The organism is Flavonifractor sp. An306 (assembly GCF_002159455.1).
Taxonomy (GTDB): domain Bacteria; phylum Bacillota; class Clostridia; order Oscillospirales; family Oscillospiraceae; genus Flavonifractor.
This window is the reverse complement of sequence record NZ_NFIQ01000023.1, coordinates 1-20,204: the sequence shown is the minus strand read 5'-3', so window position 1 is coordinate 20,204 and position 20,204 is coordinate 1. Positions and strand designations below refer to the sequence as shown.

16 protein-coding genes and 1 riboswitch are annotated in these 20,204 nt (G+C 64.8%); of the genes, 6 read left to right on the top strand and 10 right to left on the bottom strand.

Going from position 1 to position 20,204, the window contains the following annotated elements:
- Positions 1–186: 186 nt before the first annotated feature.
- Positions 187–3,969, top strand: coding sequence for a M14 family metallopeptidase (locus B5F88_RS07625; RefSeq protein ID WP_087343893.1), 3,783 nt, complete (start codon positions 187–189; stop codon positions 3,967–3,969).
- Between the two features lie 67 nt (positions 3,970–4,036).
- Here the strand turns inward: B5F88_RS07625 and B5F88_RS07620 are convergent, their stop codons facing one another.
- Positions 4,037–5,467 (bottom strand): M20/M25/M40 family metallo-hydrolase, encoded by a 1,431-nt coding sequence (locus tag B5F88_RS07620; protein ID WP_162612139.1) that lies wholly within the window; start codon positions 5,465–5,467, stop codon positions 4,037–4,039.
- A 48-nt stretch (positions 5,468–5,515) separates the two neighbouring features.
- Positions 5,516–6,073 (bottom strand): sporulation protein, encoded by a 558-nt coding sequence (locus B5F88_RS07615; protein ID WP_087343813.1) that lies wholly within the window; start codon positions 6,071–6,073, stop codon positions 5,516–5,518.
- Between the two features lie 118 nt (positions 6,074–6,191).
- On the opposite strand from B5F88_RS07615, the gene B5F88_RS07610 reads away from it, so the two are divergent.
- A complete protein-coding gene (locus B5F88_RS07610) occupies positions 6,192–6,773 on the top strand; it encodes an HD domain-containing protein (protein ID WP_087343810.1) in 582 nt (193 codons plus the stop codon).
- A 3-nt stretch (positions 6,774–6,776) separates the two neighbouring features.
- Positions 6,777–8,159 carry an MATE family efflux transporter gene (locus B5F88_RS07605; protein ID WP_087343807.1) on the top strand — a complete coding sequence of 461 codons (1,383 nt, stop codon included), beginning with the start codon at positions 6,777–6,779 and terminating at the stop codon, positions 8,157–8,159.
- Positions 8,160–8,204: 45 nt separating this feature from the next.
- Here the strand turns inward: B5F88_RS07605 and B5F88_RS07600 are convergent, their stop codons facing one another.
- Entirely contained in the window at positions 8,205–8,822 is a 618-nt protein-coding gene (locus tag B5F88_RS07600) for a TatD family nuclease-associated radical SAM protein (protein WP_087343804.1), read from the bottom strand.
- A 13-nt stretch (positions 8,823–8,835) separates the two neighbouring features.
- The gene (locus B5F88_RS07595; RefSeq protein WP_087343890.1) at positions 8,836–9,603 is read right to left on the bottom strand and encodes a TatD family hydrolase; all 768 of its coding nucleotides are present in this window, start codon (positions 9,601–9,603) and stop codon (positions 8,836–8,838) included.
- Positions 9,604–9,686: 83 nt separating this feature from the next.
- Positions 9,687–9,759, top strand: a riboswitch (Fluoride riboswitch).
- A gap of 51 nt (positions 9,760–9,810) precedes the next feature.
- On the opposite strand from B5F88_RS07595, the gene B5F88_RS07590 reads away from it, so the two are divergent.
- Positions 9,811–10,995: a cation:proton antiporter gene (locus tag B5F88_RS07590; RefSeq protein ID WP_087343802.1), complete on the top strand. Its 1,185-nt coding sequence runs from the start codon at positions 9,811–9,813 to the stop codon at positions 10,993–10,995.
- A gap of 46 nt (positions 10,996–11,041) precedes the next feature.
- Here B5F88_RS07590 and B5F88_RS07585 read toward each other — a convergent pair whose 3' ends face one another.
- The 3 genes from B5F88_RS07585 to B5F88_RS07575 all read right to left on the bottom strand — a co-directional run bounded on the left by B5F88_RS07585 (position 11,042) and on the right by B5F88_RS07575 (position 14,647).
- Complete coding sequence (locus tag B5F88_RS07585; RefSeq protein WP_087343799.1) at positions 11,042–11,719, bottom strand: hypothetical protein; 678 nt, start codon at positions 11,717–11,719, stop codon at positions 11,042–11,044.
- A gap of 149 nt (positions 11,720–11,868) precedes the next feature.
- Entirely contained in the window at positions 11,869–13,839 is a 1,971-nt protein-coding gene (gene metG, locus B5F88_RS07580; protein ID WP_087343796.1) for a methionine--tRNA ligase, read from the bottom strand.
- Complete coding sequence (locus B5F88_RS07575) at positions 13,832–14,647, bottom strand: hypothetical protein (protein ID WP_087343794.1); 816 nt, start codon at positions 14,645–14,647, stop codon at positions 13,832–13,834. The genes metG and B5F88_RS07575 overlap by 8 nt, the downstream gene beginning before the upstream one ends.
- A gap of 184 nt (positions 14,648–14,831) precedes the next feature.
- On the opposite strand from B5F88_RS07575, the gene B5F88_RS07570 reads away from it, so the two are divergent.
- Entirely contained in the window at positions 14,832–16,154 is a 1,323-nt protein-coding gene (locus tag B5F88_RS07570; protein WP_087343792.1) for an MATE family efflux transporter, read from the top strand.
- 8 nt (positions 16,155–16,162) lie between these two features.
- Here the strand turns inward: B5F88_RS07570 and B5F88_RS07565 are convergent, their stop codons facing one another.
- On the bottom strand, positions 16,163–17,758 hold the full coding sequence (locus B5F88_RS07565; protein ID WP_087343789.1) for an ATP-binding cassette domain-containing protein: 1,596 nt from the start codon (positions 17,756–17,758) through the stop codon (positions 16,163–16,165).
- Between the two features lie 202 nt (positions 17,759–17,960).
- On the opposite strand from B5F88_RS07565, the gene B5F88_RS07560 reads away from it, so the two are divergent.
- The gene (locus B5F88_RS07560) at positions 17,961–18,374 is read left to right on the top strand and encodes a hypothetical protein (RefSeq protein WP_087343786.1); all 414 of its coding nucleotides are present in this window, start codon (positions 17,961–17,963) and stop codon (positions 18,372–18,374) included.
- Positions 18,375–18,450: 76 nt separating this feature from the next.
- Here the strand turns inward: B5F88_RS07560 and B5F88_RS07555 are convergent, their stop codons facing one another.
- Entirely contained in the window at positions 18,451–19,455 is a 1,005-nt protein-coding gene (locus B5F88_RS07555) for an ATP-binding protein (RefSeq protein ID WP_087343783.1), read from the bottom strand.
- Between the two features lie 3 nt (positions 19,456–19,458).
- The coding region (locus B5F88_RS07550; protein ID WP_140402075.1) for a DnaD domain protein at positions 19,459–20,204 on the bottom strand (746 nt) is incomplete at its 5' end.

Below are 20,204 nucleotides of genomic sequence, written 5' to 3'. Positions count from 1 at the left end.
CGTGTATGCGCTGGGGCCCCAGGCCTTTTACGGTGTACGTATAAATATATATTCATATAGCGTGGTGATTTTATGTATTTTTATACTTGACGCTTTTTACCATTGATGGTATTTTTAAATCAATCAGATTCGTCATATGCGAATATGATTCACTCCAGACCGGAAGGAAAGAGAATGGTGATAAGCATGAGGAAACACAAGCCCGTTGGGAAGGCGCTGTCTCTGGTGACGGCATGCGCCATCCTGCTGTCCCTGTGTATCTTCCCGGCCGCCGCCGCGGAAGATACCGCCCACGCCGCCCAGTTCGCCAACACCACAGGCGACGGCGGAGAGAATATGGTCTCCCTCACCAACGAGCGGACCTTCAAGGCCAGCATCCCGGTGGAGCTGACCGAGGAGGAGGCCCAGGCCGCCGCGGAGCAGGCCGTCTGGTCCCTGGACCGTGACCCCAGCCAGGAATACCTGGACGACACCCTGTTCCCCAACCAGTCCCAGGGCGGAGCGCTGGACAGCTGGGTGTGCGCGGATGGGGAGACCCCCTTCTTCCGCAACATTGTCTCCGGGGCCGAGACGGTGGACGGCCAGGTCTATCTGACCGTTACCTTTGAAAACTGCGGCTACTTCGGAGAGGATCTCAGCGCCCCCCACACCAACGGCGGCTACTACCTGGACGTGTGCGGCTACTTCGACCTGTCCGTCAGCCTGGACGGGGAGGAGCTGGGCTCCGTGGCCCTGAAGGTGGCCCCCTATGACAGCTTCCACACCATGGACGAGCTCTATGCCCAGCTGGACGAGCTTGTGTCCTACGCCCAGGAGAACACCGACCTCTATGTGGAGCAGTTCTCCATGGGCCAGAGCCAGGGGGACAACGGCATGGAGAGCCTGGACATGCCCTACCTGATCGTGGCCAAGGACAAGGCCGCGGTGGAGAAGTGGCAGCAGCTCAAGGCCCAGGCCGAGAGCGACCCCACCGCCCTGATCCAGAAGATTGAAACCGGCACCCTGGGGGATTACCAGGTGCCCGTACTCTACTCCAACGTACACGCCAACGAGGTGGCCGCCGCCGACGGCGTGCTGACCTTTGCCTGGATGCTGGTGGAGGCCGCCGCCTCTGAGACCGGCTCCATTGACTACAACAAGCTCACCGGCTTTACCGCCGAGGGCGAGGCCGAGCTGGCCCGCCAGATGGGCCCCGCGGGCCAGGAGGGCTCCGTGGCCGTCCCCGACCTGGTGGCCGACAGCGCCACCTACCTGGGCTACATCAAGGGTGAGAACGCCGACGGCACCACCTCCACCAAGTCTGTCCCCGTGGACCTGGAGAAGTACTATACCATGGAGACCGAGACGGTGGTTGTGGACGAGCTGCTGAACGACGTGTTCTTCATCATCGTCCCCGAGGAGAACGTGGAGGGCCGCACCTACATGACCCGTACCTCCTCCGGCGGCTTCGACCTGAACCGGGACAACTCCTTCCAGACCCAGGCCGAGACCCAGAATATGACCCAGCTCATCGCCCAGTGGAACCCCGTCAGCTTTACCGAGTTCCACGGCCGGGTGTCCGCCTTCCAGTGCGAGCCCTGCGATCCCCCCCACGAGCCCAACTTTGAGTACGATCTGCTGGCCGAGCACCTGATGACCGGCGGCGAGGCCCTGGGCATTGCCGCCGTGGCCAACAACGACGGCCACAACAGCTACGTCATCCCCCAGCGGGACTACCTGACCTACACCGGCGAGACCACCGCCGACGGGGAGGATCAGACCCAGTGGCTGGACCCCTGGGATGACATGTCCACCAGCTACACCCCCCAGTACGCCATGCTCCACGGCACCCTGGCCTACACCGTTGAGGTGCCTGCCTACGACCAGTTCATGGTAGAGGGCCTGGCCTACGGCCAGCTGGGCCAGAGCGCCTACATCGCCGCCAACAAGGAGAGCTACCTGCTCAACCAGACCAAGATCTTCGAGCGGGGCGTGACCAACGCCAACTCCGACGCCTACGAGCTGGTGGGCCAGTGGTTCTGCGACCAGTACGACGTGGAGGGGGCCGAGGCTGATCTGTTCCGGCCCGAGTACGACGGCCAGGGGGAGAACGGCAACTTCTACCCCGAGTGCTACATTATCCCCATGGACGGCGCCAACCAGTCCAACCTGCAGGACGCCGCCGAGATGGTGCTGTATCTGACCCGCAACGGCGTCAAGGTCAACCTGACCGAATCTTCCTTCACCTATGACGGGGTGGAGTACCCCGCCGGTACCCTGATCGTATCCATGTACCAGGCCAAGCGGAGCGTGGCCAACGGCGTGCTGTACGACGGCACCGTCATTACCGAGTGGCCCGTGCTCTACTCCGAGGGCATCACCGCCTTCGACAAGACCCGTGGCTTCGACATGGCGGTGTGCGCCCAGCCCGCCGCCTATGAGACCATCGCCGCCGTCTGCGGCGAGGCCATGGACTATGCCGCCGCTCAGACCTACGTGTCCGGTCTGACCTCCTCCTACACCGGGGTGGAGAACGGCCAGGTCATTCTGATGAACGCCTCCGAGGACTCCACCGCCGCCGTCAACGCCCTGCTGAAGGCGGGCAAGACGGTCTCCCTCATCACCGAGGGCCAGTATCAGGGCAGCTTCCTGTGCGCCTACGCCGACTGGCAGAGCGTGGCCGGCGACTACCTGCTCACCGGCATCGGCGTGACGGACGCCCCCGCCGCCACCGCCCTCTCCAAGGCCCCCGTGATCTACATCTCCGGCAAGCCCGCCGACAATGACCAGGGCTTTGTCAAGACCTCCCTGGTCAGCGGCGCCTACGAGTACAACTATGACCGCCAGGCCATGGAGCTGCTGGGCTTCACCGTCACCGACGACGCCTCCAAGGCCGACGTGATCATCGGCGCCGCCGCCCTGGACGAACAGGCCCTGGCCGCCGTCAAGAGCGGCACCCCCTACATCGGCTACGGCTATGACGCCATGAGCTCTGCCGTTGACCTCTTTGCCGAGGGTCAGCTGGTGTATGAGACCGCCGGCAGCAACGCCATGGACGCCCTGGCCTATGTGACCTACCCCACCGAGAGCCTGGTCACCGCCAGCTATGTGGCCGAGGGGGATGACCTCCTCTACGGCTACGGCGCGGGCTACTTCGCCGCCATTCCCCAGGGCGCCCAGGTGCTGGTGCAGCTGGACGGCTCCAAGGAGCTGCTGGAGGGCTTCCTGCCCAGCACCGGCGAGCACTACAACGACTTTTTGAACGACTCCATCCAGGCCATCTCCTATGAGGGCCAGGGGGCGGGCGGCGTCCAGCTGGACGTGGTGCTCTTTGCCAACACCCTGACCAACAAAGTCCACCAGCGGGATGAGTTCAACTTCATCTCCAACTTTGCCTTTGCCAGCGTTATGGGCCAGGAGACCACCGAGACCACCGGCTATGCCGACGTGGCCGCCGGTGCCTGGTACGCCGGCTCCGTGGCCGCCGTCACCGAGCAGGGCCTGATGACCGGCGTCACCGGCACCACCTTCGCCCCTGACATGGCTACCACCCGGGGCATGATGGTCACCATCCTGCACCGTATGGCCGGTGAGCCCGCCGCCGCTGCCGACGCCCAGTTTACCGACGTGGCCGACACCTCCTACTGCGCCGCCGCCGTGGATTGGGCCAGCGAGGCGGGGGTGGCCTCCGGCGTGGGCAACCGCACCTTCGCCCCCGACAACACCCTCACCCGGGAGCAGGCGGTGACCATGCTGTACCGCTACGCCCAGCTCCAGGGTGTGGACGTGACCGCCGCCGGGGATCTGTCCGCCTACACCGACGGCAGCTCTGTCTCCGCCTTCGCCCAGGACGCCGTGAGCTGGGCCGTGTCCAACGGCCTGCTCAAGGGCAACGCCGGGACCCTGAATCCCCAGGGCTCTGCCTCCCGGGCCGAGCTGGCCGCCCTCATGGTGCGGGCCAGCGCCCTCCTCACCGCTGACGCGGAATAAGATCCCCTGACAAGAAAGCCGGGGCAGCGACGTGCTGCCCCGGCTTTTTCTGCCGGTTGGAAGGGGATCAGAGGGCCTCCAGCGTGCCTGCCAGCAGCAGCACGTAGTCGGGCAGGGTGTCCAGCGGGGCCCGCTCATCCACCGAGTGGGCGTCCAGAATGTCCGGCCCGGTGCTGGCCATCACCAAAGCGGGGCATTTGTCCTGGAATACCGAGGGCTCCAGTCCCACATGGACGGCGCCGATGTCCAGGCCACGGCCGGTCTGTGCCCGCCATACCCGGTCCAGCACCGCCGCCAGGGGGTTGTTTCGCTCACCCGGCCAGCCGGGGTAGCCGGTGACCGTGCCGGTAAAGCCGTGGGCCGCCGCCAGAGCCTCATGCCGGTGGGCCAGCTCCTGCTCCTCCTCCCGCCGGGCGGAGCGGAGGAAGGAGCACACCTGAAAAGCGCCCTCTGTTGCCCCGGCTTTGCCCAGGTTGGCGGAGGCCCCTACCACACCGGGGAAGGCGGGGTCCATGGTATACACTCCGTGATACAGCCCGTTGAGAAAGGCCAGCACGTGGGCCTGGAAGGTGGCCGTCCACACTTCCTCCGGCCCCTCCGCCGGGGCGCAGGTCGCCGTCAGGCCGGGGTCGGCCTGACGGTACAGCTCCAGGGCGTTCTGCAGCAGGGTCAGGTCAGGCTCCTCGGGGGCAAACACCACCGCCTCCGCCCAGGCGGGTATGGCATTGTGGGTGAGGCCCCCGGACAGCTCCGCGATCCGCCCGCTGGGCAGCCCCGCCAGATAGCCGGAGAGCAGCTTGATGGGGTTGCCCCGGCCCCGGTGGATGTCGTCCCCCGAGTGGCCCCCCAGTCCGCCGGAGAGGGTGAGCCGCCAGGCGGGCAGGGGAGGGGCGGGCTCCAGCTCCAGGGGGCGGCTCCAGGTCTCCCGCCGTCCGCTGGCCGAGCCCACAATGGCCCGGCCCAGGTGGAAGCCGTCGGTGTTCAGCAGGTAATCGCTCCCCGCCAGCCAGGCCGGGTCCACCTCCTTGGCCCCCGCCAGGCCCACCTCCTCCGCGGTGGTGAACAGCAGCGTCAGGGGCCCGTGGGCCACCTGGCCGGTGGACAGCAGCCACAGCACCGCCGCATTGCCCAGACCGTTGTCCGCCCCCAGGGAGGAGCGGCCGTCGCTGCGGAGAAAGCCGTCCTTTGCCACAATGGTCACCGGGTCGCGCTCGGGCTGAAAGTCCCCGGCGGCGGCGCATACCATATCCATGTGGCCCTGGAGGATCAGCCGGGGCCGCCCCTCCCGGCCGGGGGTGGCGGGCAGGGGACAGAGCAGATTATGTACGGAGTCCTCCACCGGATTTCCCCCCAGCTTCTCCCGGAGAAAGGCGGCGTAGTCCTTGCAGGTGAGGGCCTCCCCATGGGAGGGGTGGGGGTGGCGGGAGAGCGGGCGGAAGGTGTCCTCCACCCCCTGCCGGATGGCCTGCCGGCCACCCAGACGGTCCAGCAATGTCATAGGTATCACATCCTTTGGCCCCATTGTACCACAAAGAGCCGCCCTTTGCTACGGGCTCAGCACCTCCCACACCCCCAGGGCCACCAGCAGTCCGCCGGAGAGGGGGAGGGCGAACCGGCCCAGCAGCCGCCCCGCCACCCCGTCCCCCAGGGCCCGCCCCAGGGGGAGGGCGGCCAGGGTACACACCAGGTTGGCCCCGGCAGCCCAGCCGGGGCTGACCCCGGACACCCCGGCGGCCACCCCCATGCCGGCGTTGTTCACCGCCAGGGCGGCGGCCAGGGCCACCCAGTCCCACAGGCTGGAGCCCCCGGCTCTGGGGGCGTCCTCCGGGCCTCCGGCGGCCCGCAGCCAGTCCAGCACGCACCACAGCCCCATGCCCACCAGCACCAGTCCGCCCAGGGGGGCCACCACCCCCGCCGCCGCGGCCTGGGAGCCCAGAGCCAGGGACAGCCAGGTGATGAGGGTGGTGAGCCCCGCGATCACCCACCGCTGCTCCCGGCCGGGCCGCACCCCACGGGTGGCCCAGCCCATGGCCAGAATGACCGTATCCAGATTACAGGCGGCGGCAAACACCGCCGCCGTGCCCAATGTAGAAAGCCACTGCATACCGCACCTCCTGTTCCGGCCATTCTATTCGGATTGCGAAGCAGGGGTGCATGGGGTGGCTTTTGCCGGCGGAGTGTGCTATACTCTAGTTTAATTGAACAAAAAAAGGAGAACCGCTATGGACGGGAGAGAGACCTTTCTGCAGATTTATCGGGACAACATCCACCGGGAGGGGGCCGACGCCCTGCTGGACTATCTGGAGCACAAGAGCGACTTCTTCACCGCTCCCGCCTCGGCCCGGTTCCATGGGGCCTATGCCGGCGGGCTGTGCCAGCACAGCGTCAACGTCTACCAGTGTCTGAACGCCTACCTGGAGCGGGAGCGGGTGCGGGAGCTCTACGGCCTGGAGTACACCCCGGAGAGCGTGGCCCTGGTGGCCCTGCTCCATGACGTGTGCAAGATCGGCTGCTACCAGGCGGGTACCCGCAACATCAAGGGGCCGGACGGCAAATGGCAGAGCGTGCCCACCTTCTACTACGAGGATAAGCTGCCCTACGGCCACGGGGAAAAGAGCGTGTACATCCTCTCGGGCTTTCTCCGGCTCACCCGGGAGGAGGCCATGGCCATCCGCTGGCACATGGGCTTTTCCGGCGACGAGGACAAACGCCTGGTGGGCCAGGCTATGCAGCAGTACCCCCTTGCCTTCGCCCTCAGCGTGGCGGACATGGAGGCCACGTACTTTTTGGAGAAGGAGGGGTAAGCGGTGGCAAAGCGGGAAAACGACCTGGGCCGGGACCCCATCGGCAAGCTGCTGCTGCGGCTGGCGCTGCCGTCGGTGACCGCCCAGCTGGTTAACGCCCTGTACAACATTGTGGACCGCATGTACATCGGCCACATCCCGGAGGTGGGTGATCTGGCCCTCACCGGACTGGGAGTGTGCTTCCCGGTGATCATGTTCGTCTCCGCCATCTCCGCCCTGGTGGGCATGGGAGGCGGCTCCCGGGCGGTGGTGCGCATGGGAGAGGGGAAAGAGGACCAGGCCAACGCCATCCTGGGCAACGCCACCGCCCTGCTGGTTGTGCTGGCGGTGGCGGCCACCGTGTTTTTCCAGCTGGTGAAGGAGCCTATGCTCCTGCTCTTCGGCGCCACGCCGGAGACCCTGGGCTACGCCAGCGATTACCTGACCATCTACCTGTGGGGCAGCATTTTTGTGGAGATCTCCATGGGTCTCAATTTCTTTATCACCGCCCAGGGTTTTTCCACCATGTCCATGGCCACGGTGCTCATCGGCGCGGTGACCAACATTGTGCTGGATCCCATCCTCATCTTCGGCTTCAACATGGGGGTCAAGGGGGCCGCCCTGGCCACCATTACCGCCCAGGCGGTGTCGGCGGTGTGGGTGCTCTGCTTCCTCACCGGCAAGCGCACCAAGCTGAAGCTCCAGCGGCGGTTTTTCCGCATTGACTTCAAGGTGCTGGCCCCCGTGCTGGCCCTGGGCGTGTCCCCCTTCATCATGAACTCCACCGAGAGCCTGGTGAATATCGCCTTCAACTCCTCCCTGAAGGCCTACGGCGGCAACTCCGCCGTGGGGGCCATGACCATCTGTTCCTCGGTAATGCAGGTGTTCTTCCTGCTCATCCAGGGTATCGCCCAGGGGGCCCAGCCCATTATTGGCTTCAACTACGGCTCCGGCGACCTGGAGCGGGTGAAAAAGACCTGCCGGCTGCTGACTATCTGCGCGTTTACCTTCAGCTGTACCGCCTGCGCCGCCCTGGAGCTGTTCCCCCAGGTGTTTGTGGCCCTGTTCAACGACAAGCCGGAGCTGGTGGAGCTGGCGGTGTGGGCCCTGCGGGTATACGCCGCGGGCATGTTCATGCTGGGCATTCAGTCCGCCTGCCAGCAGAGCTTTGTGGCCCTGGGCCAGGCCAAGGTGTCCCTCTTTCTGGCCCTGCTGCGGAAGATCATTCTGCTGCTGCCCCTGATTCTGCTGCTGCCCCATGTTCTGAGCGACAAGGTGTTTGCCGTGTTTCTGGCCGAACCGGCGGCGGATATCCTGGCCGCCGTCACCACCGGCAGCATGTTCCTCTGGCGGTTCCCCCGGATTTTGGAACGGCGGAGACAGGAGCTGGAGGGAAAGAAAGCCTGAAAAAAGCCGCCGCCTGCCTGTTGGGCAGACGGCGGTTTTTGCCGCTCAGTCGGGAATATAGGCCCGGATCCGCAGGGTCACCCCCAGCTCCTCCGTGATGGCCCGGCAGCGGTCGATCTCCGCCTGGGTCTTGTCCTTGTCCACAATGGTCATCACCACATTTGGCACATAGTCCCGGCACTTTCGGGCGAAGTCCAGCATGTCGTCCCAGGCCCTGGCCCCGCTCCTAGGCCGGGTGACGGCACAGTACTCCTCCGGGGTGGAGCCGTTGAGGGAGATGGAGATGGTGTCGATGCGGCCCTTCAGCTCCGGCGTCACGTCCCGGCCCAGAATGGCGTTGGCGTGGCCGTTGGTGTTGATGCGCACCGGGGGCAGATTGGGTACCTGTTCTTTCAGCCGGTCCACCAGCCACAGGATGTCGTCGGTGCGGAACATGGGCTCCCCAAAGCCGCAGAACACCAGCTCCCGGTAGTTGGCATAGTCCCGGGAGAGCAGGTCCTCCAGGGCCTCCTGCCGGGTGGGCTCATGCTCCAGCCACAGGTCGTCCGCGTAGATGGACCCCTTGTGGCCGTTGTGCCGCAGGCAGAACACGCAGCTGCAGTCGCATTTGTTGGTCAGGTTGACGTAGAGGGAACCCTCGTACTCGTAGGAAATGGTCTCCATGGCAATGCCTCCTCTATTGGATACCGAAAAACCGCTTGCCGTTTTCCAGGGTGACGGATAATACCTCTTCCGTGGTCAGGCCCTTCAGCTGGGCCACCGTCTGGGCCGTCAGGGGGATCAAGGTGGAGTCGCACCGGCGGCCCCGGTGGGGCTCGGGGGCCATGTAGGGGGCGTCGGTCTCCAGCATGAGCCGGTCCATGGGCAGCCAGCGGAGCACCTCCGGGGCTCTTTTGGCGTTGTGGAAGGTGATGTTGCCGGTGAAGGAGAACATCCAGCCCCACTCCGCCGCCCGCTTCACATCCTCCACAGCCAGGGCGCAGCAGTGGAACACCCCCCGGACCCCGGGGTGGGCTTTGACGATGTCCAGGCAGTCCTTGTGGGCGTCCCGGTCGTGGACGATGACGGGCAGGTCCAGCTCCTCCGCCAGGGAGAGCTGGGCGTCAAAAAAGTCCCGGGAGCCGGCCCGGGCCTCCGGGGTTTTCACCCAGTAGTAGTCCAGGCCCACCTCGCCCACCGCCACGCATTTGGGGTGGGCGCACAGAGCGCGTACCTGCTCCAGGTCGGACAGGCTGGCCCCCTCCAGGTTCTCCGGATGGAACCCGGCGGCGAAGTAGAGATAGCCGTACCGCTCCGCCAGGTCCCGGCTCTGCCGGGAGCTCTCCAGGTCGCAGCCGGGGCAGACCACCAGGTCCACACCCCGCTCCGGCAGGGCGGACAGCAGGGCGTCCCGGTCGGCGTCAAAGGCGTCGTCATAGTAATGGGCGTGGGTGTCGAAGATCATAAAGGCCTCCCGCAAACTGGTTTTTTCCATCATACTCCCTTTTTGCCCCGTTGACAAGGGGGCGGAGCTGTGGTATACTGCCCCAGGAATACGGGGATGAGGTCCTCCCGGGGCGTTTGCCCGAACCGCCGTTTGGCTGATGACTTCTGCAATTTTGCAGGGGGCATCAGTATTTTTTTGCGCTCAGCCCCCGGAGATGATGGTTTTATGTTAACAAGTATCGCCTATGTGCTGCTGTTGGGCCTGGGGCTGGGCGCCATGGCCCGGCTGGTCCGCCTGCCCCCGCTGGTGGGGATGCTGGCGGCGGGGATCCTGCTGGGACCCTGCGTGCTCAACCTGCTGTCTCCCCAGCTGCTGGGCATCTCCGCCGACCTGCGGCAGCTGGCCCTCATCATCATCCTGGCCCGGGCGGGGCTGAGCCTGGAGGCGGACGACCTGCGCCGGGCGGGGCGGCCGGCGGTGCTGATGTGCTTTGTGCCCGCCAGCTTCGAGGTGCTGGGCATGGTGGTGCTGGCCCCCCGGCTGCTGGGGGTGAGCCTGCTGGACGCCGCCATCATGGGGGCGGTGGTGGGGGCGGTGTCGCCCGCCGTCATCGTGCCCCGGATGCTCAAGCTGATGAGCGAGGGGTACGGCACCGAAAAGGGTATCCCCCAGATGGTGCTGGCGGGAGCCTCGGTGGACGACGTGTTCGTTATCGTCTTGTTTACCTCCTTTACAGCCATGGCCCAGGGGGGCTCCTTCTCGGTGTCCGCTCTGGCGGGGGTGCCGGTGTCCATCGTGCTGGGGGCCGTTCTGGGCCTGGCGGTGGGCTTCCTGCTGGCAAAGTTCTTTGCAGCGCTCCACATGCGGGACTCGGTGAAGGTGGTGATCCTGCTGTCGGTGGCCTTTTTGCTGGTGGCCCTGGAGGACGCGGTGGAGGCCTGGGTGCCCTTCTCCGGCCTGCTGGCGGTGCTGGGCATGGGCCTGGGCCTGCGGCGGTGGCGGCTGCCGGTGGCCGAGCGGCTCACCGCCAAGTTCGGCAAGCTGTGGGTGTGGGCGGAGGTCATGCTCTTTGTGCTGGTGGGGGCGGAGGTGGACCTGAACTACGCCGCCGCCGCCGGCCTGGCCGCCGTGGCCACGGTGCTGGGGGTGCTGTGCTTCCGGGCTCTGGGAGTGCTCCTGTGCGTGGCGGGAAGCAAGCTTACCAAAAAGGAGCGGCTGTTTGCCGTGCTGGCCTATCTGCCCAAGGCCACCGTCCAGGCCGCCATCGGCGGGGTGCCTCTGGCTATGGGGCTCTCCTGCGGGCAGGTGGTGCTCACTGTGGCGGTGATCGCCATTCTGGTCACCGCCCCCCTGGGTGCCCTGGCCATCGACGCCAGCTACAAAAAGCTGCTGGAGCGGGCGGCGGACTAGAAAAGAGGCGGCGCTGCCACGCAGCGCCGCCTTTCCGTATGTTCCGTTAAAGCTCAGGCATCTGGACGTCCGCCTTGCACTTGGGACACCAGCCGCTCTTTCCCGCCTCGCCGTGGAGCAGCTGTCCGCAGTTGTAGCACTTTGCGATGAGGTAGCGCTTGCCGGGCTCCACCCCCGCGGCGTTTTCATAGGCCATCATGGACAGCAGCTCGTTGACCTTTTTGGCAAAGGCCAGCGCCGCCTGTACCTCCGGCGAGTCCGAGGGAGGGGTCCCGTTGGTGACCGCAATGACATAGGGGTCACCGGAGACCAGCTGAATGACCAGCTGGATGGAACTGTTCCCCTTGGCGTTCTCCTGGTACACGCCGGAGTTTGTGATCTCCTGGTAGGCCAGGATGCGGGCGGGCGCCTTTTTGCTCTCCCGCCGGTCGAAAATGGCCAGTTCTCCGGACTGATTGTTGAAATAGAGGCTCAGGTTGTCGTATTTGAGCGAAAGGGGCTTCTCCCACTGGTTTGCCTCCAGCCATTTCTCAGAGGCGTCTCCCCCGCCCGCGGCCCGGAACGTTGTGATCGTGGCAGTAATGCCGCCGCCGAACAGAGCCAAAAACAGCAGAGCCAGGAAAAGTATGCCCAAAATGCCGTTTCCGCCGCTCAGCAGCAGGCCAAAAACAGCGGCCACAACCAAAACCACGGATATGATCCAGAAAAATACAGCCTTTTTCAAAAACTCCCCTCCCAAATGGCGGCGGACCATGGGGGCGATCGACGCCCTGCATGGGGCCGCGCGTTTTCTGTAGTTCCATAGTATCCCAACACCCGCCGGAAGTCAATCAAAAGAGGCGCTGCCATGCAGCGCCTCTTTTTCAGATTTTCTCAGCACAGGCCGTAACCGGCGGGAACCTTGTCGTCCAGCATGATGAGGTGCAGCTTCTCAGAGCCGTCGGGCTCCTCCTTCACCGCGGAGATCAGCATACCGTTGGACATAATGCCCATCATCTTCCGGGGCTTCAGATTGGTGCAGGCCACCACCGTCTTGCCCACCAGCTCCTCGGGCTCATAGTACTCGTGGATGCCGGAGAGGATCTGGCGGGGGAAGGCCTCGCCGCAGTCCAGGGTGAAGCGCAGCAGCTTGGAGGACTTGGGCACCGCCTCGCAGGCCAGGATCTTGGCGGTGACAAACTTCACCTTGTTAAAATCGTCGATGGTAATATACTCGGGCTCCTTGGGCTCCTCGGCCTTGGGGGCCTCAGCCTCCACGGGCTTCTTCTCCAGCTCCTCCAACTCTTTCAGCTCCTTTTCCATATCAATGCGGGGGAAGAGGTTCTCCCCCTTGTTCACAGCGGCGTCCATGGGCAGCAGGCCCCAGGTCTTGGCGGACTCCCAGGTCCGCAGCTCCGCCCCGGCACCGATCTGCCCAAAGATCTTCCCGCAGGTGTCGGGCATAAAGGGGGTCAGCAGCACGGCGGCCAGGCGCACGCACTCCAGCAGGTTGTACAGCACCTGGGCCAGGCGGTTTTTCTGGCTCTCGTCCTTGGCCAGCAGCCAGGGCTTGTTCTCGTCAATATACTTGTTGGCCCGGCCGATGAGCTTGAACACCTCCATCAGGGCGTTCTGGAAGGCGTATCCCTCCATGTGGCCCTCATAGGCGTCCCGCAGGCCCTTTGCCATGGTGATCAGCTCGTCGTCCATGGCGGGGTCGGCGGCCTCCACCGCCGGCAGATGGTCGCCGAAGTACTTGCCCACCATGGCGGTGGTGCGGCTCACCAGGTTGCCCAGGTCGTTGGCCAGGTCGGTGTTGATCCGGCCGATGAGGGCCTCGTTGGAGAAGTTGCCGTCGGTGCCGAAGGGGAACTCCCGCAGCAGGAAGTACCGCAGGGCGTCCACGCCATAGCGCTCGGCCAGCAGGTAGGGATCCACCACGTTGCCCTTGGACTTGCTCATCTTGCCGCCGTCCAGCAGCAGCCAGCCGTGGCCGAACACCTTCTTGGGCAGGGGCATGTCCATGCTCATCAGCATGGCGGGCCAGATGATGGAGTGGAAGCGCACGATCTCCTTGCCCACGAAGTGGACGTCGGCGGGCCAGTATTTGTCAAAGTCGTGGTACTTGTCGTTCATGAAGCCCAGGGCGGTGGTGTAGTTGAACAGCGCGTCGATCCACACGTACACCACATGGCCGGGGTCGAAGTCCACCGGCACGCCCCACTTGAAGCTGGTGCGGGACACGCACAGATCCTCCAGGCCGGGCTTGATGAAGTTGTTCACCATCTCGTGGACACGGGAGCGGGGCTCCAGGAAATCGGTGTCCTCCAGCAGGTGCTGGATGCGCTCGGCGTACTTGCTCAGGCGGAAGAAGTAGGCCTCCTCCTCGGCATCCTGCACCGGGCGGCCGCAGTCGGGGCACTTGCCGTCCACCAGCTGGGTCTCGGTCCAGAAGGCCTCGCAGTCCTTGCAGTACTTGCCCTTGTAGGTGCCCTTGTAGATGTCGCCCTTGTCGTACATGGCCTTGAAGATCTTCTGGATGGCGGCGACGTGGTAGTCGTCGGTGGTGCGGATGAACCGGTCGTTGGAAATGTTCATCAGCTTCCACAGGTCACGCACGCCCCGGGGGCCGTCCACGATGTTGTCCACGTACTGCTGGGGGGTGACCCCGGCGGCCTTGGCCTTGTCCTCGATCTTCTGGCCGTGCTCGTCGGTGCCGGTGAGGAACATCACGTCGCAGCCGGTGAGCCGCTTGTACCGGGCCATGGCGTCGGTGGCTACGGTGCAGTAGGCGTGGCCGATGTGGAGCTTGTCCGAGGGGTAGTAGATGGGGGTGGTGATATAGAATTTCTTGTTCTCAGGCATCAGAGGATCCCTCCGTATCGTTCTCGTCCGGCTCAACCGGGAGGGGCCGGGCGGCGTTGTGCAGCAGCGTAACGGTATTGGTCAGCAGATAGAGGATGGTAAAGGCGTACAGCAGCAGGTCGGCCGGCTGGTGGCCGTCGGCCAGCGTCACCAGGGAGAAGTACACCCCCAGCAGGGAGAACAGGCTGGTGAAGAAGGTGCGGCCCCGTTCAAAGGAGAAGCTGGCCGCGCCGTACAGGCCCAGCAGGCCGGCGATGATGGCGAACAGCTCGTACACGTAGTCCAGCCGCACCGGGTCTCCCGCCCGCACCTGATAGGCGGCGATGAGCCACACGCAGAAGGCGTAGGCCGGCATCAGCAGCTTGAAGCTGTACTTGCCCGTGCCCGCGCCCCGGTAGTTGTCCCGCACCGTGGCCGCCACGCACAGCCCGGCGGCCAGGGCCAGCGCCCCCGCGATAAGCCGGGTGAACACCAGCTCGCCCCCCAGCAGGGGCTGGGCCAGCATCAACGCGCCCCCCAGGAGCATCAGAAAGGCGGACAGTGTGCCCGCGGCGGCGTAGGGGGTACTGCCCTCGGCCTGGAAGGCCTGGCCATAGCCGGTAAAGGCGGGCTTTTTGCCCCAGCACAGCAGGGCCAGGACTGCCGCCACCGCCACCGACAGGGCGATAAGGGCCAGATGGGAGGGGGCGCCGGAGATGGGCAGGCCGGTGTCGGCCTCAAACCCCGCGCTCAGCCCCCACCGCCGCAGGGCGAAGCCCACGGCGCCGCCCGCCACGGCCACGGCCGGGGCCACAATTTCTTTCCGCATAGTCAGCATCCTTTCCGGATGGTATGAAATGAGCTCGAATTTATATTATAGCACGATTTGGTAAAAAGCGCACGGATTTTCTGTTATCCTTTATCTTACCGTTTCCCGGGCCAAAAGGCAAGGGCACTCTTGTATTTTTTCCCCCGGCCTGTTATCATGCCTTGGAAAAGGATGTGGAAGTACCATGCGCATTGACCTGACCCGGGGCGGCATCACCCGCCCCATGCTGCTCTTTGCCGGGCCCATGATCGCCGGCGACCTGCTCCAGCAGTGCTACAACATCGCCGACACCCTCATCGTGGGCCGGGCCCTGGGACCCACCGCCCTGGCGGCGGTGGGCTTTTCCTTCACCCTGATGACCTTCCTCACCTCGGTGCTGCTGGGGCTGTGCATGGGCAGCGGGGCGCTGTGGTCCATGCTCCACGGGGCGGGGGAGACCGACGGCCTCAAGCGGTGCCTGTTCGCCTCCTTCCTCCTCATCGGGGGAGCGACGGTGGCCCTCAACGTGGGAGTGCTGGTCTTTCTGGAGCCCATCATGACCCTGCTGCGCATCCCGCCGGAGGCCTGGGCGGACACCTGGGACTATCTGCGGGTGGTGCTGTTCGGGGTGTGCTTCACCTTTTTGTACAACTATTTCGCCTGCCTGCTGCGCTCGGTGGGCAACTCCGCCGCCCCGCTGGTCTTTCTGGCGGCGTCCACCGTGCTGAACATCGGCCTGGACCTGTGGTTCGTGCTGGGCCTTCACTGGGGGGTGGCGGGGGCCGCTGGAGCCACGGTGCTGGCCCAGGGGGTGTCCGCCGCCGGCATCGCCCTCTACTGCTGGCGGACGGTGGATCTGCTTCGGCTGGAGCGGCGGCATCTGACCGCCAGCCGGGGAGAGCTGAAGCGGATTGTCAGCTATTCCGCCCTCACCTGCGTGCAGCAGTCGGTGATGAACTTCGGCATCCTGATGGTCCAGGGCCTGGTGAACTCCTTCGGGGTCCACGTGATGGCGGCCTTTGCCGCGGCGGTGAAGATCGACGCCTTCGCCTATCTGCCGGTGCAGGACTTCGGCAACGCCTTCTCCACCTTTGTGGCCCAGAACACCGGCGCGCAGAAGGCGGAGCGCATCCGCCGCGGGTGCCGCTCCGCCCTGTGGGTGTCGGTATGCTTTTGTATGGTCAGCTCCCTGCTGGTCTGCCTCTTCGCCGCCCCGCTGATGGGGCTGTTCGTGGACCCGGCGGAGACCGAAATCGTAGCCGTGGGGGTGGAGTACCTGCGCATTGAGGGCATGTGCTACTGCGGCATCGGCACCCTGTTTTTGCTCTACGGCCTGTTCCGGGGGCTGGGGCGGCCGGGGGTGTCGGTGGTGCTGACGGTGATCTCTCTGGGTACCCGGGTGGCCCTGGCCTATCTGCTCTCCCCCATCCCCGCCATCGGGCTGAAGGGCATCTGGTGGGCAGTGCCCATCGGCTGGGTCCTGGCCGACCTGGCCGGGCTGTTCTTTTACCGCAGAAAGCCGGTGTGAGGGGGGGCTCAGGCCTCCTTCATGCTCTCCAGATACTCGTCGTAGGTCATCTTGCGGTCAATGAGCTGGCCGTCGGCGGTGAAGTCGAAGATCCGGTTGCACACCGTCTGCACCAGCTGATGGTCGTGGCAGGCCACCAGCACGTTGCACTTCACCGCCTCCAGGCCGTTGTTCAGCGCGGCGATGGACTCCAGATCCAGGTGGTTGGTGGGCTGGTCCAGCAGCAGCACGTTGGCCCCGGAGAGCATCATCCGGGAGAGCATGCACCGCACCTTCTCGCCGCCGGAGAGCACCTTTACGGGCTTATACACCTCGTCTCCGGAGAAGAGCATCCGGCCAAGGAAACCCCGGAGGTAGGCCTCGTGAGGGTCGGAGGACCACTGGCGCAGCCACTCCACCAGGTTGTCGTCGCAGTCCTTGAAGAACTCGGTGTTGTCCTTGGGGAAGTAGGAGAAGGTGGCGGTCTGGCCCCACTTCACGGTGCCCTCGTCGGGCTCCAGCTCCCCGGTGAGGATCTTGAACAGGGCGGTCTGGGCGTTTTCGTTGTCGCCCACGAAGGCGATCTTGTCCCCGTGGCCCACGATGAAGCTCACCTTGTCCAGCACCTTCACCCCGTCGATGGTCTTGGACACGTCGGTGACGAACAGAATGTCCTTGCCCACCTCCCGGTCGGGGGAGAAGGCCACCCAGGGGTAGCGGCGGGAGGAGGCGGGGATCTCCTCCAGGGTGATCTTTTCCAGCAGCTTGCGCCGGGCGGTGGCCTGCTTGCTCTTGGACTTGTTGGCGGAGAAACGGGAGATGAATTCCTTGAGCTCCTGGGCCTTCTCCTCGTTCTTCTTGTTCTGGTTCTTCATCAGGTTCTGCATCAGCTGGGAGGCGTCGTACCAGAAGTCGTAGTTGCCCACGTAGAGCTTGATCTTGTTGTAGTCGATGTCCACGATGTGGGTGCAGATGGTGTTGAGGAAGTGCCGGTCGTGGCTCACCACGATGACGGTGCCCTCAAAGTCCAGCAGAAAGTCCTCCAGCCAGTTGACGGCGTTGATGTCCAGGTTGTTGGTGGGCTCGTCCATCATCAGGATGTCCGGGTTGCCGAACAGGGCCTGGGCCAGCAGCACCTTCACCTTCAGCCGGGGGTCCAGGTTCTCCATGGCGGTCTGGTGGAACTCGGTGCCCACCCCCAGACCCTGGAGGATGCGGGAGGCGTCGCTCTCGGCCTCCCAGCCGCCCAGCTCGGCAAATTCCTCCTCCAGCTCACAGGCCCGGATGCCGTCGGCCTCGGTCATCTCCTCTTTCTCATAGAGGGCGTCCTTCTCCTTGCCGATATCGTACAGCCGCTTGTTGCCCATGATGACGGTGTCCATCACCGAATAGGCGTTGTAGGCGTTCTGATCCTGCTTGAGTACCGACATGCGGGTCTTGGGCAGGATGGACACCTCGCCGGAGGTGGGCTCCAGATCGCCGGAGAGGATTTTCAGGAAGGTGGACTTGCCGGCCCCGTTGGCGCCGATGATGCCGTAGCAGTTGCCCTTGGTGAACTGCAGGTCCACGTGGGAAAAGAGGGGCTGGCCGCTGTAGGCCAGCGTCAGGTCGGAAACAGTGATCATGTAGAACTCCTTATAACATAAAAGTGAAAGAATAAGCCCAAATAGTATATCATAAATTCCCTGGAAAGCAAGACGGAAGAAGGCGGCCCCCCGAAAACCGGAATGCCAAAAAGCACAATGCGGGCGGGCGGATGCTTGCGCAATTTGTAGATCTTATATATAATGTAGGCGTGAGGCTGAGGCAGAGCGGGGAGGCGGGCTGATGAAAAAGAAACGGCTGATCCTTGTGGTGGTTCTTGTGGGGCTGCTGGTGGCGCTTGGCCCCAAAAAGCTGGGCTGGCTGGTGCCGGGACCGGACAAAGCGGTAACGGGCTATGTGAAATATGAGCTGTTCTCCGGCGGCGGGGGGTATACGCCCACCGAAACCGGGGTGGAGGAGCTGCAAGCGGCGCTGGGGGATACCTGGGTGCTCTGGTGGGGAGTATCCAACTCCATCCCCATGGCGGACGGGGAGGACGCACCCATCCAGCTGGAGCTCTACACCGATGAGCTGGTTCCCGCCGCCGTTTTCACGGTGGGCTCCGACGGGCTGCTGTACCTGGGAAAGCTGCGCTTTCGCCCGATGAACGCCGACGTGTGGGAGCTTGTGAGCCGCCTGGAGCCGCAGCCGGAATAAAGCGCAGGCGGAGACGTATTTGGAATAGGCGCAATAAACGGGGCCTGCGTGGATATCCACGCAGGCCCCGTTTTGTTTACAGCTGTCCCTTCCGCAGCAGGCGGATGTCCTCGCCGTAGAAGGGGAGGACCCGGTATTCCCCCTCCAGCCGGGAGGCGATCTGGGGGGTGTACCGCTGGCGGACCTGGTCCATGGACAGGTTGGAGGAGATCACCGTCTGCCTGTCCGCCGTCAGCCGGGAATTGACCAGGGTGTACAGGGCGGACTGGACGAAGGGGGTGGTGAGCTCGCTGCCCAGATCGTCCAGGATCAGCAGGTCGCAGCCCAGGTAGCGGCGGGTCTCATCCTTTGCCTCCCCCGCCTCCAGACGGTCCCGGGCGAACTTCTGCTCCTCAAACCGGGCGAAAATGTTCACCGCCGTGTCGTACACCACCGAAAAGCCCCGCTCCGACACGGTGCGGGCGATGCAGGCTGACAGGAAGGTTTTGCCCAGCCCGGGGGCCCCGGTGAGAAACAGGTTGCGGAAGTAAAACTTGCCGAATTTCTGGGCGTAGTTGAGACACACCTCATAGATGAATTCCATGTTCTCCCTGGGGGGCAGGGACTCCCCCTTCCAGGGCAGGGGAGAGTAGAAGTCCAGGGAGAAGCTGTCAAAGGACTGCTCCCCCAGGTCCAGCAGCTTGGACAGCTCCTTGATCTGCTCCTGGGTACACAGCTGGCGCAGGCAGTCGCACATCTGACTGCCTATCCAGCCGGTGTCGTTGCATTTGGGGCAGGCGGGGCGGCCGTCCAGAATGTCGGCGGGCCAGCCGTGGTCGGCCAGCAGCCTGGCCCGCTCCGCCTGGAGGCCCAGGTTCCGCTCCTGAACGGACCCGATGGCGGGTACCGGGTCCCGGCCGTCCTTCAGGGCGGCGGCGATGATCTGGTAGACGGTGCCCTTCAGCTCCCGGTCGATCTCCGCCACCCGGGGCAGCTGGGCGTAGATTTTTTCCCGGGCCTTCTCCCGCTCCGCGGCCCGGCGCTTGCGCCGCTCCTCCAGGAGCTGGACGGCCCGGTGGAGCACAGCCGGCTCGTATCCCATGGCTTACTCTCCTTTCTTCTGGTTCTGGCGGCGCATGAACTCCCGCATCCGCTCCAGATCCTCCCGCACCCGGCGGTCGGCGTCCCCGGGGGCGGCGGGCTGGGCCTGCATGGCGGCGGGCTGGGCCTTCCGGCGGGGGCCGTCCCCCGCCTCCACCTCCGCCAGGGTGTGCAGGTTCTTCCGGTGCCATCCGGCCAGAATGCCGTTCATGTAGTCCCAGTCCATCTTCTGCTTTTTGTACACCGTCTTTTCATAGGCCAGCCGGAGCACCGCGTCCTCAAAGCCCATGTCGGTCCAGGCGGCCACCTTCTTCCGCTCCCCCTCCACCAGGGGCCGGGGCGGGATATCCAGCAGCCGGAGCACCTCCCCCTCCCGGGTGCGGTAGAGGGCCTGCCGCTTCAGGTGGGCCTCGGCGGCCTGGACGGTGTCCACCCCCAGCCGCTTCCACACAAAGCCCTCCTTCTGGATCTGGGACATGCGGGGCCTGCGGCCGGCGCCGTATTTGCGCTCAAATTCCTCCACGCACCAGCTCACCAGCAGGCAGATCACCTCGGCGGGGAGGGCCAGGTAGTCATACAGGGTGTACAGGCTCTTCAGGTCGGCGGTGGACAGGATCTTGCCCAGCCGCCGCTGGACCTCATTCACCAGGGCGGGGAAGGAGGAGTCTCCCTGCTCCAGCTCCCGGGTGATGTCGGCGGCGGTGTAGTCCGGGGGCCACACCGCCGCCGACATCACCCGGGAGCTGGAGC

Bases quoted from the DNA above. Each gene is read 5' to 3' on its own strand.
- B5F88_RS07595 (WP_087343890.1), bottom strand. From the start codon at position 9,603: ATGATCTTCGACACCCACGCCCATTACTATGACGACGCCTTTGACGCC.
- B5F88_RS07575 (WP_087343794.1), bottom strand. From the start codon at position 14,647: ATGCGGAAAGAAATTGTGGCCCCGGCCGTGGCCGTGGCGGGCGGCGCC.
- B5F88_RS07560 (WP_087343786.1), top strand. From the start codon at position 17,961: ATGAAAAAGAAACGGCTGATCCTTGTGGTGGTTCTTGTGGGGCTGCTG.
- B5F88_RS07625 (WP_087343893.1), top strand. From the start codon at position 187: ATGAGGAAACACAAGCCCGTTGGGAAGGCGCTGTCTCTGGTGACGGCA.
- B5F88_RS07610 (WP_087343810.1), top strand. From the start codon at position 6,192: ATGGACGGGAGAGAGACCTTTCTGCAGATTTATCGGGACAACATCCAC.
- B5F88_RS07620 (WP_162612139.1), bottom strand. From the start codon at position 5,467: ATGACATTGCTGGACCGTCTGGGTGGCCGGCAGGCCATCCGGCAGGGG.
- B5F88_RS07570 (WP_087343792.1), top strand. From the start codon at position 14,832: ATGCGCATTGACCTGACCCGGGGCGGCATCACCCGCCCCATGCTGCTC.
- B5F88_RS07590 (WP_087343802.1), top strand. From the start codon at position 9,811: ATGTTAACAAGTATCGCCTATGTGCTGCTGTTGGGCCTGGGGCTGGGC.
- B5F88_RS07565 (WP_087343789.1), bottom strand. From the start codon at position 17,758: ATGATCACTGTTTCCGACCTGACGCTGGCCTACAGCGGCCAGCCCCTC.
- B5F88_RS07555 (WP_087343783.1), bottom strand. From the start codon at position 19,455: ATGGGATACGAGCCGGCTGTGCTCCACCGGGCCGTCCAGCTCCTGGAG.
- B5F88_RS07615 (WP_087343813.1), bottom strand. From the start codon at position 6,073: ATGCAGTGGCTTTCTACATTGGGCACGGCGGCGGTGTTTGCCGCCGCC.
- metG (WP_087343796.1), bottom strand. From the start codon at position 13,839: ATGCCTGAGAACAAGAAATTCTATATCACCACCCCCATCTACTACCCC.
- B5F88_RS07600 (WP_087343804.1), bottom strand. From the start codon at position 8,822: ATGGAGACCATTTCCTACGAGTACGAGGGTTCCCTCTACGTCAACCTG.